The sequence below is a fragment of the Granulicoccus phenolivorans DSM 17626 = NBRC 107789 = JCM 15570 genome (assembly GCF_000423085.1).
Taxonomy (GTDB): Bacteria; Actinomycetota; Actinomycetes; order Propionibacteriales; family Propionibacteriaceae; genus Granulicoccus; species Granulicoccus phenolivorans.
Genome location: NZ_AUHH01000002.1, coordinates 80,000 through 95,769 on the forward strand (window position 1 = coordinate 80,000; position 15,770 = coordinate 95,769).

The window sequence follows — 15,770 nt, forward strand, 5'->3', positions numbered from 1 at the left end:
ACGCGGGCCCCCGGCGCATTCCGGAATCGAACCGGGCGGTGTTACCGAAAGTTCAGCCGCCGGTTCAGGCCCGGGCCCCGTGGCACATCTTGTACTTCTTGCCCGAGCCGCAGGGGCACGGCGCGTTCCGCGGCGTACCGGCGTAGTCGGCGGGGACCACGACCTCCTCGGTGGACTGCTCCACCGAGCCGTCCTCACCGGGGGCGGTGTAGGCGTACTGGCGCTTCTGGGCCCGATCCCCGCGAATCCGCAGCTTGCTGCGTTCCTCGGTCGGCTCCTCGACGGCCTGCTCCGCAGCGGCCGACTCCTCGGCAGCCGTGTCGGTGTCGGCCGCGCCGTTGTCGCCGGCCCGGGCGGCGCGGCGGCGGTCCCGGCGGTTCGGCGCGGTACTGCGGGAGCGTCCCGAGGTGCCCGCAGCGACCGGCTCCGGGGCCTCGCTCGGTTCCGCCACCGGCTCCGCGTTCTCGGTGGACTCCGCGGCCTCGGTCGACGGCGCGGTCGACGCGGCCTTCCCGGCGTCGAGTCGGGCCTGGATCGAGTCGGCGGTGATCGCGGCACCGGAGGCGTCGGTCAACGGCGCCGGGGTCGGGGCGTCCACCTCGACCTTGAACAGGTACCCGACGCACTCCTCCTCGAAGGCCTCCATCATCGAGTTGAACATGTCGCCGCCCTCGCGCTGGTACTCCACCAGCGGATCGCGCTGCGCCATCGCGCGCAGGCCGATGCCCTCGCGCAGGTAGTCCATCTCGTAGAGGTGTTCGCGCCACTTGCGGTCCAGCACGCTCAGCATCACCTGGCGCTCCAGCTCCCGCATGTTCTCCTCGCCGAGGGCCTCCTCGCGCCGGTCGTACTCGTGTTCGGCGTCATCGAGGAAGTCCTGGACCAGTTCGTCCTGGCTGAGGTCGGTCTCGACGTAGTCCTCGACGTCCAACTGGACCGGGTACAGAGTCGACACGTCGGCCCAGACCTTCTCCAGATCCCAGTCCTCGGTGAACCCTTCGGTGTCGCCGCGGACGTAGGACTCGACCATCCGGGACACGTAGCCACGCATCTGGCCGGAGACGTCGGCGCCCTCGAGCACCTTGCGGCGGTCGCCGTAGATCACGTGCCGCTGCCGGTTCATCACATCGTCGTAGCGCAGCACGTTCTTGCGGACCTCGAAGTTCTGCGACTCGACCTGCTTCTGCGCCTGCGCGATCGAGGAGGACACCCGCTTGTTCTCGATCGGCTGATCGTCGGGGATGTTCATCGCCTGGAGCACCCAGTTGACGATGTCGGCCTTGAACAGGCGCATCAGGTCATCGCCCAGCGACAGGTAGAACCGGCTCTCCCCCGGGTCGCCCTGACGCCCGGCCCGACCGCGCAACTGGTTGTCGATGCGTCGGGACTCGTGCCGTTCCGAACCGATCACGTAGAGCCCGCCGAGGTCGACGACCTCCTCGTGCTCGGCCTCGACCTGCTTCTCGAACTTGGCCAGGGCGTCCGGCCAGGCGGCCTCGTACGCCTCGGCGTCGGCGACCGGATCCAGGCCCTTGGCGGCCAGGGCCTCCTCGGCCATCTGCTCGGCGTTGCCACCGAGGATGATGTCGGTACCGCGACCGGCCATGTTGGTGGCCACGGTGACCGCCTTCTTGCGGCCGGCCTGGGCCACGATCGAGGCCTCCCGCGCATGGTTCTTCGCGTTCAGAACCTCGTGCTTGACGCCCTTCTCGGTGAGCATCCGGGACAGGATCTCCGACTTGTTCACCGAGGCGGTACCGATCAGGACCGGCTGGCCCTCCTCGTAGCGCTCCAGGACGTCCTCGACGATCGCATTGAACTTGGCTTCCTCGGTCCGGTAGATCAGGTCTTTCTGGTCGACCCGGATCATCGGCTTGTTCGTCTCGATCGGGAGTACGCCCAGGCCGTAGATCTTCTGGAACTCCGACTCCTCGGTCTTCGCGGTGCCGGTCATCCCCGAGAGCTTGTCGTACATCCGGAAGAAGTTCTGCAGGGTGACCGTGGCGAGGGTCTGGTACTCGTCCTTGATCGCGACGTTCTCTTTGGCCTCGATCGCCTGGTGCAGGCCCTCGTTGTAGCGACGCCCCTCCAGCACGCGGCCGGTGTGCTCGTCGACGATCATCACATCGCCCTTGAGCACGACGTAGTCGCGGTCGACCTTGAACAGTTCCTTGGCCCGGATCGCGTTGTTCAGGTAGGAGATCAGCGGGGTGTTCACCGACTCGTACAGGTTCTCGATGCCCAGCCGGTTCTCGACCAGGGTGATCCCGTCCTCGAGCACCGAGATCGTCTTCTTCTTCTCGTCGACCTCGTAGTGCTTGTCGCGGCGCATCCGCTGGACGATCTTGGCGAACTCGGGATACCACTCATGGGTGTCCTCGGCGACACCGGAGATGATCAGCGGGGTGCGGGCCTCATCGACCAGGATGGAGTCGACCTCGTCGACGATGGCGAAGCTGTGCCCGCGCTGGACGCAGTCGTCGATGTTCAGCGCCATGTTGTCGCGCAGGTAGTCGAAGCCGAACTCGTTGTTGGTGCCGTAGGTGATGTCGGCGGCGTACGCCTTGCGGCGCTGCTCGGGCGTCATGTGCGCCAGGATCACCCCGACCTCGAGCCCGAGGAAGCGATGGATCCGGCCCATCTGCTCGGACTGGGTCTTGGCCAGGTAGTCGTTCACGGTGACGATGTGGACGCCCTTGCCGCCCAGCGCATTGAGGTACGCCGGGAGCGTGGCGACCAGGGTCTTGCCCTCACCGGTCTTCATCTCGGCGATGTTGCCCAGGTGCAGGGCGGCGCCGCCTTCGATCTGGACGTCGAAGTGGCGTTTGCCGAGAACGCGCCGGGAGGCCTCGCGTACCGTGGCGAAAGCCTCCGGCATCAGGTCGTCGAGGGTTTCCCCGTCCTCGAGGCGCTGCTTGAACTCATCGGTCTGGGCGCGCAGTTCCTCATCGGTCATCTCCTCGAAGTCTTCTTCGATGCTGTTGACCTGCTTGGCGACGTCCTTCAGGCGACGCAGGATCTTTCCCTCGCCCATGCGAAGCAACTTGTCGAAAACGGCCACTAGAGAGGACTCCTCGAAACGACTTGCAATGTGTACCGGCCCCGGGCCGCGACCGATCGGGCGCGACGGGCACTGCCCCATCGTAGGGGGTCGGACCCAATTGTCGGAGTCGGCCCGTCCGGAAAGGGCCGCTAGCATGAGCCGAGGTCGGAGGGGGAGGTCGGAGGGGGAGGCCGCATGGGGATGGTTTTCGTGGCGATACTGGGCGCCAACGCGCTCAGCATGGCGGTGCTCAACTTCTTCGAGTGCCGACCTGGACAATGAGCTGGGTGTGGCTGGCCGGTGCGGCCGGGATGGGACTGTTGCTCCGGCTGGGGTCGGTCCGGCTGCCCCGGCTGAGGTGGCGGACCCATCTGCTGTGTTGGCTTGCCGCGCTGGTGGTGAGTGCGCCGCGCCTGCCCTATCTGCTCGAGCCGGCCCTGGGGTACGCGGTGGAGGCCGTGGCATTCGATGACCACTGGCACTTCCAGGAACTGATGTCGTTGGTGAACTCACCGGCCTTCCCACCGGTGTCGACTTTCGATCCGTCCCTGCTGCTGCCCTACTACTACGGTCCGTGGATCCCGGGCGCGGTGGTGTGGCAGATCGGCGCGGTGGTCACCATCAAGCAGGCATTCTTCGTACTCCATGTGCTGTACGCGGCCGCGCTTTTGTACGCGACGGTCTACACCGCCCGTGCGGTGTTCCGAACTCGGCTGAACCGGTCGGTGTTGTTCGTGGTGGTCCTGCTGTTCGGGGGATTTGATGCTTTCGCAGCGCCCTTCGTGAAGGCGACCAGCGAGTGGTGGGCGATGGACCTGGGCCTCATGCTCCAGTTCTCCAGCACGATCACCCTGCTGTCGTGGGTGCCGCACCACGTGGCAGGGGCCCTGGCCGTGGTGGCTGCCGCCCGCTGGGCCGATTCACGCCGGTGGAGTGACCGGGTCACCGCGGGCGTGTTGTTGGCCTCGGCGGTGGGCGCCTCGCCCCTGGTCTGCCTGGGCGCAGTGATCTTCCTGAGCTGGTGGGTGGTGACTCGGGGGTTGTGGGTGTCCGCGGTGGTGGCCGCCGGCGTCGGCTCCTGCTCTGCGCGCCGATCGGGTGGATGTACCTGGTCCCCGGGGAACGTGGGTTCACCCCGCTGATGGTGATCGCCGACGGGCCCTTCGCCGATCGTTGGCTGCTCGGTCTGCTGGTGTACGTCCTGGTGGTCGTCCTGGAACTGGGGCCCCTGCTGCTGGCCGCGATCCTCGGCCGACACCGGTTCTCTTTGCCGCTGACGGTGCTGAGCTGTGGCTATTTCTTGGTCCCGTTCGTGGTCGGTGGCCCCGGATACAACAACTTCGTGCTGCGCGCCAGCATTGTGCCCATCTTCACTCTGATGGTGCTTGCCACCCCGGTGCTGTCAGATTTCGTGCGCCGGCTTCGGCGGCAGCCCGACCCGCTGCGGATCGCTGCAGCACTGCTCCTGGTCGGCTACTTCAGCGGTGGCGTGTTGACCTGGGCCCAGCTGATGGCGCAGGCGTGGACTGTGTCGCGTTCGTCCGACGATGCCCTGCACGCGGCGATCCTGCGGTCGAACCTGCAGCGCGGCCCGGTGGATCCCGATCTGATGGCACGCGCCGCCGAGCAGGAGTACGCCTGGTACCTGATCGAGGGCCCGACCGGGGGGCTGCATCATGAACTGCGCACCGAGGACCGGGAACTCGCCGGGGCCGACAGCCCGCTGCGGCTCACCTGGCGCCGGCTGATCGGCTGAGCCTTCGGTGGCGCCGGGCTGCCGGCTGCTACCGCGGATTCCAGGCCCGGGTCACCCGGGCGGCATCGTCGGCCAGCGCGACCATGGTCTGGCGCAGGTCGGCGTACACCTGGGCGTCGCGCGTGGTCACCACCAGCGGCGCGTCGTCGGTGCCCTCGCCGGCGACGGTCCCGCCCATCAGGGTCAGCCCGGCCCCGACGGAGTCGGCCAGGCCCAGGGCGTACGCCGCCAGCCCGGCGGCCCCCAGCGCGGTCCCGCCGGCATCGGAGGCGACGTAGAACGGCCGGCCGATCACCGCTGCCATCACATTGCGCCACAGCTGGGCCCGGAACGGTCCGCCGGTCGCCCGGACGGATTCGACGTGGTCGACCTCGTCCAGGATATTGACGATGGTCCCCAGTTGCAGGCAGACCCCCTCCAGCGCGGCCCGCAGGAAGTGCTGCCGCCGGTGCTTCTGGCGTACGCCGAGGAACGCCCCGGGGATATCGGGATCCCACAGCGGCGCCCGCTCGGCCATCAGGTAGGGCACCATCACCAGTCCACCGGCTCCGGCCGGCGCGGTCGCCGCGATCTCCAGGGCCTGCCCCGGGTCCTCGGCGACCACGTCGGGAGCGAAGGTCCGCGCCGCCCAGTCGAAGGCCGAGCCACCGTTGCTGCTCGGACCACCCAGCATCCACAGCTCCGGGGTGAGCGCGTAGCAGAACAGCCGGCCCTTGGGGTCATAGGTCGGCTCCGGTACCGCGAGCCGGACCGCACCGCTGGTGCCCAGGGACAGCCCGGCCACGCCGGACACGATCGCCCCGGTCCCGAGGTTGCCCAGCGGTCCGTCCGCGGCGCCTATCACGATCGGTACCGTAGCGTCGATCCCCCACGCCCGGGCCATCTCGGGGCGCAGTTTGTACTGTTCGGTGGTGTTGACCAGGGGCGCCAACTGATCGGCATCGACCCCGGCGAATTCCAGGGCCACCTCGTCCCAGGCGAGATTGTGGATGTTCATCAGCCCGGTGCCCGAACCGTTGGAGATCTCCTGCACGAACTCCCCGGTCAGGTGGTGCATGACCAGTTCCTTGACCCCACCCCAGTAGCGGACCGAGGCCGCCTCCTCCGGCAACTGCCGCTGGTACCACATGAGTTTCAGCAGTGGGCTCATCGAATGCACCGGGGTCCCGGTGCGCTCCAGCAGGAGGGGGGCGTGGCCCTGTTCGCGCAGTTCCCGGGCGATGTCGGCGGCCCGGGAATCGGCCCAGGTGGCGAGTCGGGTCACCCCACGCATCCGGTCATCGAATCCGATCAACCCGTGCATGGCGGTGGAGATCGAGATGGCGGCGATGTGGGAGTGGTTCAGCTGTTGGATGCACAGCCGCATGGCCTCATCCACCGCGCGCAGCAGGGTGGCCGGGTTGACCACCTGCCATCCGGCGCTCGGCTGCTCCATCCGGGCTTCCTTCACCGCCATCGCGCTGGCGCCACCGGACCCGCCGACCTCGAAGGCGGCCACCTTGACCGCGGTGGTGCCGACATCGAGACCGATGATCACAGACTCGTACACGTCGGCCGCCTCAGGAGCCCGCGACGACGGCCAACCGTCCGACCACGGCGGCGACGAACTCGTCGTCGGCGGCCAGGTCCGCGTCCAGGGTGGCCAGGACGCCGCGTACGGCCGCGGTGTCATCGGTGGTGGCGGCGGCCTGCAGTGCCGCTTCGGCGTGCGCGTCGACGACCGGTGCCCCGGTGCCGCGCAGGTGCAGCACCCAGGCCGCCAACGTGGTGGCGCAGCCCAGCGGCAGCTTCCCCTCGGCCCGTTCGGCCTTGGCCACCGGCACGGTGCGCTGGGCCAGCTTGATGCTGCCGTCGTGGGCGATCTGGGCCAACAGGTGCCGGATGTTGGGGTTGGCAAAGCGCTCCAGCAGCGCCGACCGGTAGGCGGCGATGTCGGCCGGGGGCAGGGCCAGGTGCCGGCCGGCCTCGTCCCAGAAGGTCTCCACCCAGCCCCGGATCACCGGGTCGGCGATCGCTTCGGCGACCGTTTCCCGGCCCCGGATGGGCCCGGCGTAGGCCATCATCGAGTGCGACCCGTTGAGCAGCCACAACTTGCGGGTCTCGAAGACCTCCAACCCTTCGGTGATCACCGTCGCGCCGGAACTCTCCCAGTCGGGGCGTCCGTGCGGGAACTCGCCCTCGATCACCCACTCGATGAACGGCTCGGTCGGCACCGGCCAGGCATCGACGTAGCCGCTCTCGGCCAGTACCTGGGCCCGGTTCTCGTCGGTGGTGGCCGGGGTGATCCGGTCGACCATCGAGCTGGCGAACACGACGACCTCGTCGATCCAGGCCAACAGGTCGGGGTCGTACGCCTCGGCGAACCCGCGGATCGCGGCTCGGGCCACGCCACCGTTGTTGCTCAGGTTGTCGCACGGCAGCACGGTCAGGCCGCCGACGCCCGCGGCCCGGCGGGCCTGCAGGCCGGCAACGACCTTGCCGGCATAGGTCTCCAACGGCCCGGTGGACCCGGCGCGCAGGGTGGCGAGATCCCGGACGACGAGTTCGTCGCTCAGGTCCAGGGCGCCCTTGGCGACGGCGTACCCCTTCTCGGTCACCGTGGAGGTGAGAATCACCACCTCCGGGGAGCTGAGCAGTTCGAGCCAGCGGTCGATCTCCTCGGCCCCGCGGGCCTCGGAAATGGCTCCGATCACCTCCGGCCGGTTGCCGTCGGCCCCCTGCACGATCAGGGTGTAGAGGCCGTCCTGCGGGGCCAGCGCGTCGGCCTGGTCACGATGCCGACCGCAGAAGGAGGCGATCCCCCACTGCGCGGCGTCGGCGGCATGGCAGGTGTAGTACGCCTGGTGGGCGCGGTGGAAGTTGCCCAGGCCCACGTGAACGATCCGGACCGGTGCCGCCGGGGGCATCCCGGGCAGGCTGCGGCTCAATCGGGGGGCTTCGCTGTTCGCGGAACTCATAGCTTGAACGCCTTTCGCGGGTTGGTCGAGGTCAGGTCCACCATCGTCTCGACCGCCTCGTCCTCCTCCAACCGGTGGTCGGCCACCAGCCCGGCCAAGAAGCCGGCGTCCAGGCGGCGGGCCATGTCGTGGCGGGCCGGGATCGAGCAGAAGGCGCGGGTGTCGTCGATGAACCCGGAGGTCTTGGTGAAGCCGCAGGTATCGGTAACCGCCGAGCGGTAGCGCCGGATCGCCTCCGGGGCGTCCAGGAACCACCAGGGGGCCCCGGCGTACACGCCCTGGTAGAAGCCGGCCAGCGGCGCGATCTCCCGGGAGAACGTGGTCTCGTCGAGGGTGAACAGCACCAGCTGGAAGCCCTCGGCGGTTCCGACGCGGTTCAGCATCGGCTGCAGGGCTCGGGTGTATTCGACGCTGATCGGGATGTCGGCGCCGACGTCGGCACCGTACTTCTCGAAGGTCGGGCCGTGGTGGTTGCGGGCCACCGCCGGGTGCAGGGTCATCACCAGGCCGTCCTCGGCGGCGAGTTCACCCATCTCGGCCAGCATGTGCCGGCGCAGGGCGACCGCCTCGACCTCGTTGATGTGCCCGGCGCGGGCGGCGGCGAACAGCCGTTCGGCGTCGTTCTCGGTGACTCGGTCGGTGCGTGGGTCGGCATGGGAGTGGTCGGTGGAGACGCCGCCGCGTTCGATGAAGTACCGGCGCCGCTGCCGCATCGCCTCGACCCAGCCGGCGTACGTGCCGGTCTCGACCCCGCTGACCTCGGCCAGCTTGTCGGTCAGCTCGATCCAGTCCGGGCGGGCCGGTTCGAGGTACTTGTCGGGCCGGAAGGTGGGCGCGACCCGCTTCGGGAAGGTCGGGTCGGCGGCGATCTTCTCATGGGCGGCGAGATCGTCCAGCGGATCGTCGGTGGTCGCGATGAACTCGATCCCGAAGCGATCGAACAGGGCCCGCGGGGTGTACTCGGGCGAGGCGAGCTTCTCCGCGATCTGGTCGTAGATCTGGTCGGCGGTCTCCTCGCTGGGGCGCACGTCGATCCCGAAGACGTCCACGAAGGTCGACTCGAACCAGAACTTCACCGAGGTACCGCGGTAGATCGGCCAGTGCTTGCAGAGCAAGCGGAACGCGTTGCGGGACTGCTCCTCGGAGAACTCCGCCTGACCCACTCCCAGGTCGGACAGCGAGACGCCCTGGGCGTGCATCAGCCGGTTCACGTAGTGATCGGGGGTGATCAGCAACTGGGTCGGGTTCCCGAACGGAATGTTGTCGCTGAGCCACTGGGCCGGAACGTGACCGTGCGGGGAGATGATGGGCAGGTCGGCGGCCTCGGCGTACAGACGCCGGGCAATGGCACGGACAGACGGTTCGGCGGGGAACAGTCGATCGGGATTCAACTGCAAGGAGTGCGACATATCCCCATCTCAACATCGGCCCCCACAACCTGCCATCGGTTGCCGCATATTGCGGGTGGGGTTGCCGTTTGTTGCCCGCGACTGCGGGCGGGGCACTTGTGGCGGTGCGCGGGGCGGCCGAAGATGGAGGAAAACACCAAGGTGAGGAGTCACGATGACGGTGGAGTGCCAGTCGATCGGCGGGGCCGGCTACCACATCGAGCCCGAGGAACTGGCCGGGTTCGTCCGGGACAATCTGGCGCGGTTGGAGCTGGAGGGCAAGAGCGTCTGCCTGATCATCCCCGACGACACCCGTAGTTGCCCGCTGCCGCAGCTGCTGACCGAGGTGTATCGCAACACCGTGGACCGGGCGGCCAACCTCACCTGCATCATCGCGCTGGGTACGCACGCGTACATGGAGCCTGACGAGATCGCTCGGTGGACGACCGGGGACGCCGCGGCGGACGTGACCGCGGTCTACCCGGGGATGACGATCCTGAACCATGAGTGGCACGACGAGGACAAGCTGGTCAACGTCGGTCACATCGCCGCGGAGCGGATCAACGAGCTGTCCGGCGGCCGGCTGGCGGTCGGCTCGGACGTGTTGATCAACCGGCATGTCGTCGAGGCCGATGTGAAGATCATCATCGGCCCGATCCTGCCGCACGAGGTGGTCGGCATCTCCGGGGGGAACAAATACTTCATTCCGGGCTGCGCCAAGGAGGACCTGATCGACCTCACCCACTGGGTCGGCGCGCTGATCACCGCCTCGGAGATCATCGGGGCCCCCGGGGTCACCCCGGTGCGGGCGATGATCAACGAGGGGGCGGCGATGATCCCCGGGGAGCACTACTGCCTCGCGTTCGTGGTCAAGGCGCACACCCTCGACCTGGAGTCGGCGTCCTTCGGGGACCCGCAGGACGCCTGGGCCGAACAGGGCAAGGTCACCGCGCAGACCCATGTCGAGTACGTCGATGAACTGTTCGACACGGTGATCGCCGAGATCCCCGAGCGTTACCACGACATCTGGACCGCGGCCAAGGGCTTCTACAAGACCGAGCCCGCGGTACGCGACGGCGGCGAGGTGATCATCTACGCCCCGCACATCACCGAGGTCTCCGAGGCGCACCATGAGATCTACGACATCGGCTATCACTGCCGGGACTATTTCGTGAAGCAGTGGGACCGGTTCAAGGAGGTGCCCTGGGGCGTGCTCGCCCACTCCACCCATATGCGGGGGCTGGGCACCTACGATCCGCAGACCGGGATCGAGGAGGACCGGATCAACGTCACCCTGGCCACCGGGATCTCCAAGGAGATCTGCGATCAGATCAATGTCGGCTACCTCGATCCGGCCACGATCGATCTGGCCGCGGAGGCCGGCAAGCCGAATGTAACCGTGGTCCATGACGCCGGGGAGGTGTTGTTCCGGCCTGCCGCGCAGCGGCCCCAGAATTGAGCGGGCGCGCAGCGGCCCCGGGACTGAGCGGGCGCGCAGCGGCCCCGGGACTGAACGGGCGCAGCGGCCCCGGGACTGAACGGGCGCAGCGGCCCCGGGACTGAACGGCCGGCGGTCAGGGGCGACGGGCCGGGCCGGTGGATTCGCGGACGACCAACCGGGTCGGCAGCACCACCGAGGCCTGTCGCTTGCCCTCCCGGTGCACCAGGATCTGATTGATCGCGGCGACCCCGAGGCTGAACACCGGGGCGGCGATCGTGGTCAGTGCGGGCACCATCTGCAGGCTGTTCAGGGTGTTGTCGAAACCGATCACCGAGACGAAGTCCGGTACCGCCACCCCGTGGCGGCGGGCCGATTCGACGAAGCCCATGGCGATCAGGTCGTTGTAGGCGACCACCGCCGTGGTCGGCGCGGTCCGCCAGCGTTCGAAGGCCTCGGCGCCGCCGGCCAGGGTCGGTGGGAAGGGACCGATCCGGGTGGTCCGCAGGTCCAACTCCATCCCGGCCTCGAGCAGGCCGCGCCAGCGGACCGAATCCGCCCAGGAGGTTTCCGGGCCCCCCAGATAGGCGATCTCGCGATGGCCGAAGCGACCCAGGTGCTCCGCAGCGCGCTTCATCCCGCGAACATCGTCGGAGACCAGCGACCGCACCTGACTCACGATCCGGTTGACCACGATCAGCGGGCGCTGCTTGGCGAAGCGTCGAATGGCACTGTCGGGCATCCGCGATCCGCCGAGCACGATCCCGTCGACCCGCTCGGTCATCTTGGTCAGCAGGCGCTCCTCCTGGGGGCCGGAGTCCTGGGTGTCCATGATGCTGAGCACGTAGCCGGCGTCCTGGGCGGATTGCTGCGCGCCCCGGATCAGGCCGTTGAAGGCCGGGTTGGTGATATCGGCAACCACCAGCAGGAGCATTCCGTCGCGGCGGTCGAGTTCGCGTTGCATCGGGCGGGACCGGTAGCCGAGTTCGGCGGCCACCCGGCGGATGCGCTCGGCAGTTTCGAAGCTCACCCGGCCCGGATTCGACAGCGCTCGCGAGACGGTCGAGGGCGCAACCTCTGCCGCCTTCGCCACGTCGTAGATGGTCGGTCCGCCCGATGACTGCACAGGTCGACTATAAGCGGAAGCGATGGAAACTTTCGGCAACTTCGCGGACCCGAGTGGCGGGTGCGGAAAGTTTCGGCAACCGGTCCTGCCCGGTGCCGGGATAGGTGACGCTGGCCCCATGAACTCTGCAGATCTCGCACAGGTCGGCGTCGTCGGCATGGCCGTGATGGGCTCGAACCTGGCTCGCAACTTCGCATCCAAGGGCTTTCGGGTCGCGCTCTACAACCGCACGTGGGCCAGGACGCAGGAGGTGATCGATCAGCACGGCTCCGAGGGTGACTTCCGGGCCTCGGAGAAGCTGGAGGATTTTGTCGCCAGCCTGGAGCGGCCGCGCCGGATCATCATCATGGTGAAGGCCGGCGCCGGCACCGATGCGGTGATCCAGCAGCTGACCCCGCTGTTGGAAGAGGGCGACATCATCGTCGACGGCGGGAACGCCGACTTCCACGACACCCGGCGGCGCGAGCACGAGTTGGCCGAGCACAAGCTGCACTTCGTCGGCGCCGGGATCTCCGGCGGCGAGGAGGGGGCGCTGAACGGACCGAGCATCATGCCCGGCGGCCCGAAGGACTTCTATCCGGTGCTGGGCCCGATGCTGGAGAAGATCTCGGCCCACTACGAGGGCGAGCCCTGCTGTACCTATATCGGTCCCGACGGGGCCGGCCACTTCGTGAAGATGGTGCACAACGGCATCGAGTACGCCGACATGCAGTTCATCGCCGAGGCGTACGACGTGCTCAAGGCGGCCGGGCTGAGCACCGCGGAGATCTCCGACGCGTTCCGGCAGTGGAACACCGGCGATCTGGACTCCTTCCTGATCGAGATCACCTCGATCGTGCTGGATCAGACCGACCCGCGCACCGGGCAGCCGCTGGTCGACATCATCGTCGACCAGGCCGAGCAGAAGGGCACCGGCCGGTGGACGGTGCAGAACGCGCTCGAGCTCGGGGTACCGGTGAACACCATTGCCGAAGCGGTGTTCGCTCGCTCCACCTCCGGGCACGAGGCGCTGCGCAAGGCCGGGCAGGCGGCGCTGCAGGGTCCCGACCGGAGCATCGCGGTCGAGGACCGGCAACAGCTGCTCAGTGACGTCCGGGATGCGCTGTGGGCCGCCAAGGTCGTCGCGTACGCCCAGGGCCTCGATGAGATCCGCACCGGATCCGACGAGTTCGACTGGAACATCGATATCTCCGCGGTGGTGAAGATCTGGCGGGCCGGGTGCATCATTCGGGCCAAGCTGTTGGACCGCATCTCCAACGAGTATGCCGCGCAGAACCTGGCCACGCTGTTGGAGGCGCCCTCGGTGGCGGCCGATCTGGACAGTGCCCAGACCGGCTGGCGTCGGGTGATCGGGCTGGCGACCGCGGCCGGGGTGCCGGTGCCGGGCTTCTCCGCCGCGCTGGCGTACTACGACTCCGCGCGGGATCCGCGCCTGCCGGCCGCGCTGGTGCAGGGGCTGCGGGACTACTTCGGGGCGCACACCTACCGGCGGGTCGACGATGCGGGCAGCTATCACATCGAGTGGTCCGGGGATCGCTCGGAGACCCGCACCGACGCCTGACCCGGCGGTCCCCGAGGCAACCACCTGGCGTCGGAATCGCCAGCTCGCGTCGGAACCGCCACCTCACATCGAAACAGCACTGCGGCCCGCCGTTCGGCGGGCCGCAGTGCTGTGGGTGGGGCGTCCGGGTCAGGCGGACTGCACCTCGGCCTCGTCCACATCCAGGTGGATCACGCCGTAGTTGTAGGCCTTGCGGCGGTAGACCACGCTGGGCCGGCCGCTGCTCGCGTCGACGAACAGGTAGAAGTCATGACCGACCAGTTCCATCGCGTTGAGGGCCTGGTCGAGGGTCAGCGGCGGTGCGGAGTGGGTCTTCTCCCGCACCACCAGGGGGCCATCACCGGTCACTTCCATACCGGCGACCGTGGCAGTCGGAACGGCCTCCTCGGATTCCTTCTCGGTGGTCGGCGGAGCAGCCAACGCCTCACGCAGTGCCTGGGGATTGTGCATCCCGCGGTGCACCCGCTTGCGATCGGCCACCTTGCGCAACTGGGAACGCAGACGTTCGAGGGCGTGCTCGAAGGCCACCATCTTGTCCGAGGCCGAGGCCTCCGCGCGAATCGCCGGGCCCTTGCTGTGCAGGGTGATCTCCACCCGGGCCGACTCGTCGGGTTCGCGCTTGTTCCCGTAGGCCGAAACCTGCACATCGACGCGAATCACCCGATCCGAGATCTTCTCGATCTTGGTGATTCGATCCACGACGTGGTCGCGGAACTCGTCCGAGATGGTGAGATGCCGACCGGTCACCGTGACGTCCATTACCAACCTCCTCGTTGCTGCCCACAGGTGATCTGTGGGTCTGATCCCCGGGCACGTTCGGTGTGGCCGGGGACGCAAAAGGCGCCGACCACACTGCTTCGTGGAAACCGGCCGGACCCTGGGGGTCGGTCGGTGTGCGAAGTGGTGTTCGTCGCCGCCATGCAACAACGCTAGTCCGTTCAGGGCACGTTTACCACCGATTCATGCAGTGTCGGGGCGCGATTCGCGTCACCATCGGCGCCCGGCGCGACAAGGCACGAAACCTGCCCGACATATTGCGGGCGATCCCCTAACGCCGCCGTAACAGCGCAACAACCGGGCCGCAATCGAAGCCGGGGAGAGTTCTGGCCATGACTCCGACTGACCTCAATACCGGCGATACCGCCTGGGTGCTGATCAGTGCAGCACTCGTTCTGATGATGACCGTGCCCGCCCTGGCTCTGTTCTACGGTGGCATGACCCGCGCCAAAGGCGTACTCAACATGATGATGATGAGCTTCATGACGATGGCCGTGGTGGGCACGTTGTGGGTCGTCATCGGTTACGGCCTGGCCTTCGGCAACTCCGCCGGCGGCGCCGGGATCATCGGCAATGCCTTCGAGTCCGGCGGCAAGCTGATCGGGCTGTCCGGCCTGATGGGTCCCGACCAGACCACCGGGACCGAAGGGCATCTGATTCCGACCCTCGCCTTCGTCGCCTTCCAGGCGGCCTTCGCGATCATCGCAGCGGCGCTGATCTCCGGTGCGGTCGCCGACCGGATGAAGTTCACCGCCTGGATCGCGTTCGTGGTGGTGTGGTCGCTGGTGGTCTACTTCCCCGTCGCGCACTGGGTCTTCGCGTTCTCCGCCGAGGACGGCTCGACCGTCGGCGGCTGGATCGCCAACCAACTCAAGGCGTTGGACTTCGCCGGTGGGACCGCCATCCACATCAATGCCGGTGCCGCCGCGCTGGCCCTGATCCTGGTCCTCGGCAAGCGCAAGGGCTTCGCCAAGGAGCCGATGCGTCCGCACAATCTGCCGCTGGTGATGACCGGGGCCGCGCTGCTGTTCGTCGGCTGGTTCGGCTTCAACGCCGGCTCCGCACTGTCGGCCAACAACACCGCCGCGGTCGCCTTCGTCAACACCGTGGCCGCCACCGCTACGGCGATGATCGGCTGGGCGATCGTGGAACGCGTCCGCGACGGCCACGCCACCTCGCTGGGTGCCGCCTCGGGCATCGTCGCCGGCCTGGTCGGGATCACCCCGGCCGCCAACTCGGTCTCCCCGATCGGTGCGTTGATCCTCGGCCTGATCGTCGGCGCGGTCTGTGCCCTGGCGGTCTCGCTGAAGTACCGCTTCGGCTACGACGACGCCCTCGACGTCGTCGGCGTCCACATGGTCGGTGGTCTGGTCGGCACCCTGCTGATCGGTCTGCTCGCCGATGGCAACTCCCCCGCCGGGGTCAACGGGCTGTTCTACGGCGGCGGCTTCGACCAGCTGTGGCGCCAGGCCGTGGGCGCCTTCTCGGTGATGATCTACTCCTTCGTGCTGAGCTTTGTCATCGCCAAGGTGCTGGACCTGCTGATCGGGCTGCGGATCACCCCCGATGCCGAGTCCGAGGGCATCGACCAGCGCGAGCACGCTGAGACGGCGTACGACCTGAACCCGTTCGGTGGTCGGCTCGGCCGGACCGGGCTGACCCCCTTCACGCCCGATTCCGGCGCGATCACCCCGACCGCCCCCACCAAGGAAGGTGTCTGAACC

General features: G+C 68.1%; 11 protein-coding genes. 5 read left to right on the top strand and 6 right to left on the bottom strand.

Annotated features, from left to right (window positions below; translation table 11 throughout):
• Positions 1-64: 64 nt before the first annotated feature.
• Positions 65-3,034 carry a preprotein translocase subunit SecA gene (gene secA, locus G531_RS0101735; protein ID WP_035756930.1) on the bottom strand — a complete coding sequence of 990 codons (2,970 nt, stop codon included), beginning with the start codon at positions 3,032-3,034 and terminating at the stop codon, positions 65-67.
• A gap of 272 nt (positions 3,035-3,306) precedes the next feature.
• On the opposite strand from secA, the gene G531_RS0101745 reads away from it, so the two are divergent.
• Both G531_RS0101745 and G531_RS0101750 read left to right on the top strand, forming a co-directional pair.
• A complete protein-coding gene (locus tag G531_RS0101745; protein ID WP_145978563.1) occupies positions 3,307-4,185 on the top strand; it encodes a hypothetical protein in 879 nt (292 codons plus the stop codon).
• A complete protein-coding gene (locus G531_RS0101750) occupies positions 4,146-4,799 on the top strand; it encodes a hypothetical protein (protein WP_026925932.1) in 654 nt (217 codons plus the stop codon). The genes G531_RS0101745 and G531_RS0101750 overlap by 40 nt, the downstream gene beginning before the upstream one ends.
• 28 nt (positions 4,800-4,827) lie before the next feature.
• On the opposite strand, the gene G531_RS0101755 is transcribed toward G531_RS0101750, so the two are convergent.
• The 3 genes from G531_RS0101755 to uxaC are packed head-to-tail and all read right to left on the bottom strand — an operon-like array spanning position 4,828 to position 9,165.
• Positions 4,828-6,348: a gluconokinase gene (locus G531_RS0101755; protein WP_035756816.1), complete on the bottom strand. Its 1,521-nt coding sequence runs from the start codon at positions 6,346-6,348 to the stop codon at positions 4,828-4,830.
• Between the two features lie 10 nt (positions 6,349-6,358).
• Positions 6,359-7,756, bottom strand: coding sequence for a mannitol dehydrogenase family protein (locus G531_RS0101760; protein ID WP_026925934.1), 1,398 nt, complete (start codon positions 7,754-7,756; stop codon positions 6,359-6,361).
• Positions 7,753-9,165 carry a glucuronate isomerase gene (gene uxaC, locus G531_RS0101765; protein ID WP_026925935.1) on the bottom strand — a complete coding sequence of 471 codons (1,413 nt, stop codon included), beginning with the start codon at positions 9,163-9,165 and terminating at the stop codon, positions 7,753-7,755. Before uxaC ends, G531_RS0101760 begins: the two co-directional genes overlap by 4 nt.
• A gap of 154 nt (positions 9,166-9,319) precedes the next feature.
• On the opposite strand from uxaC, the gene G531_RS0101770 reads away from it, so the two are divergent.
• A complete protein-coding gene (locus tag G531_RS0101770) occupies positions 9,320-10,603 on the top strand; it encodes a lactate racemase domain-containing protein (RefSeq protein ID WP_026925936.1) in 1,284 nt (427 codons plus the stop codon).
• Between the two features lie 115 nt (positions 10,604-10,718).
• Here G531_RS0101770 and G531_RS0101775 read toward each other — a convergent pair whose 3' ends face one another.
• The gene (locus tag G531_RS0101775; RefSeq protein WP_026925937.1) at positions 10,719-11,708 is read right to left on the bottom strand and encodes a LacI family DNA-binding transcriptional regulator; all 990 of its coding nucleotides are present in this window, start codon (positions 11,706-11,708) and stop codon (positions 10,719-10,721) included.
• Between the two features lie 100 nt (positions 11,709-11,808).
• On the opposite strand from G531_RS0101775, the gene gndA reads away from it, so the two are divergent.
• A complete protein-coding gene (gene gndA, locus G531_RS0101780) occupies positions 11,809-13,269 on the top strand; it encodes an NADP-dependent phosphogluconate dehydrogenase (protein ID WP_373277277.1) in 1,461 nt (486 codons plus the stop codon).
• Positions 13,270-13,398: 129 nt separating this feature from the next.
• Here the strand turns inward: gndA and hpf are convergent, their stop codons facing one another.
• Complete coding sequence (gene hpf / locus G531_RS0101785; protein WP_026925939.1) at positions 13,399-14,028, bottom strand: ribosome hibernation-promoting factor, HPF/YfiA family; 630 nt, start codon at positions 14,026-14,028, stop codon at positions 13,399-13,401.
• A 350-nt stretch (positions 14,029-14,378) separates the two neighbouring features.
• Here hpf and G531_RS19740 point away from each other — a divergent pair, with 350 nt between their 5' ends.
• Positions 14,379-15,767, top strand: a complete 1,389-nt coding sequence (locus G531_RS19740; RefSeq protein ID WP_051214905.1) for an ammonium transporter — start codon at positions 14,379-14,381, stop codon at positions 15,765-15,767.
• Positions 15,768-15,770: the final 3 nt, after the last annotated feature.

Excerpts from the sequence above, each read along its gene's own strand:
- secA (WP_035756930.1), bottom strand. The coding sequence starts at position 3,034 with ATGGGCGAGGGAAAGATCCTGCGTCGCCTGAAGGACGTCGCCAAGCAG.
- G531_RS0101750 (WP_026925932.1), top strand. The coding sequence starts at position 4,146 with ATGTACCTGGTCCCCGGGGAACGTGGGTTCACCCCGCTGATGGTGATC.
- G531_RS0101760 (WP_026925934.1), bottom strand. The coding sequence starts at position 7,756 with ATGAGTTCCGCGAACAGCGAAGCCCCCCGATTGAGCCGCAGCCTGCCC.
- uxaC (WP_026925935.1), bottom strand. The coding sequence starts at position 9,165 with ATGTCGCACTCCTTGCAGTTGAATCCCGATCGACTGTTCCCCGCCGAA.
- G531_RS0101770 (WP_026925936.1), top strand. The coding sequence starts at position 9,320 with ATGACGGTGGAGTGCCAGTCGATCGGCGGGGCCGGCTACCACATCGAG.
- hpf (WP_026925939.1), bottom strand. The coding sequence starts at position 14,028 with ATGGACGTCACGGTGACCGGTCGGCATCTCACCATCTCGGACGAGTTC.
- G531_RS19740 (WP_051214905.1), top strand. The coding sequence starts at position 14,379 with ATGACTCCGACTGACCTCAATACCGGCGATACCGCCTGGGTGCTGATC.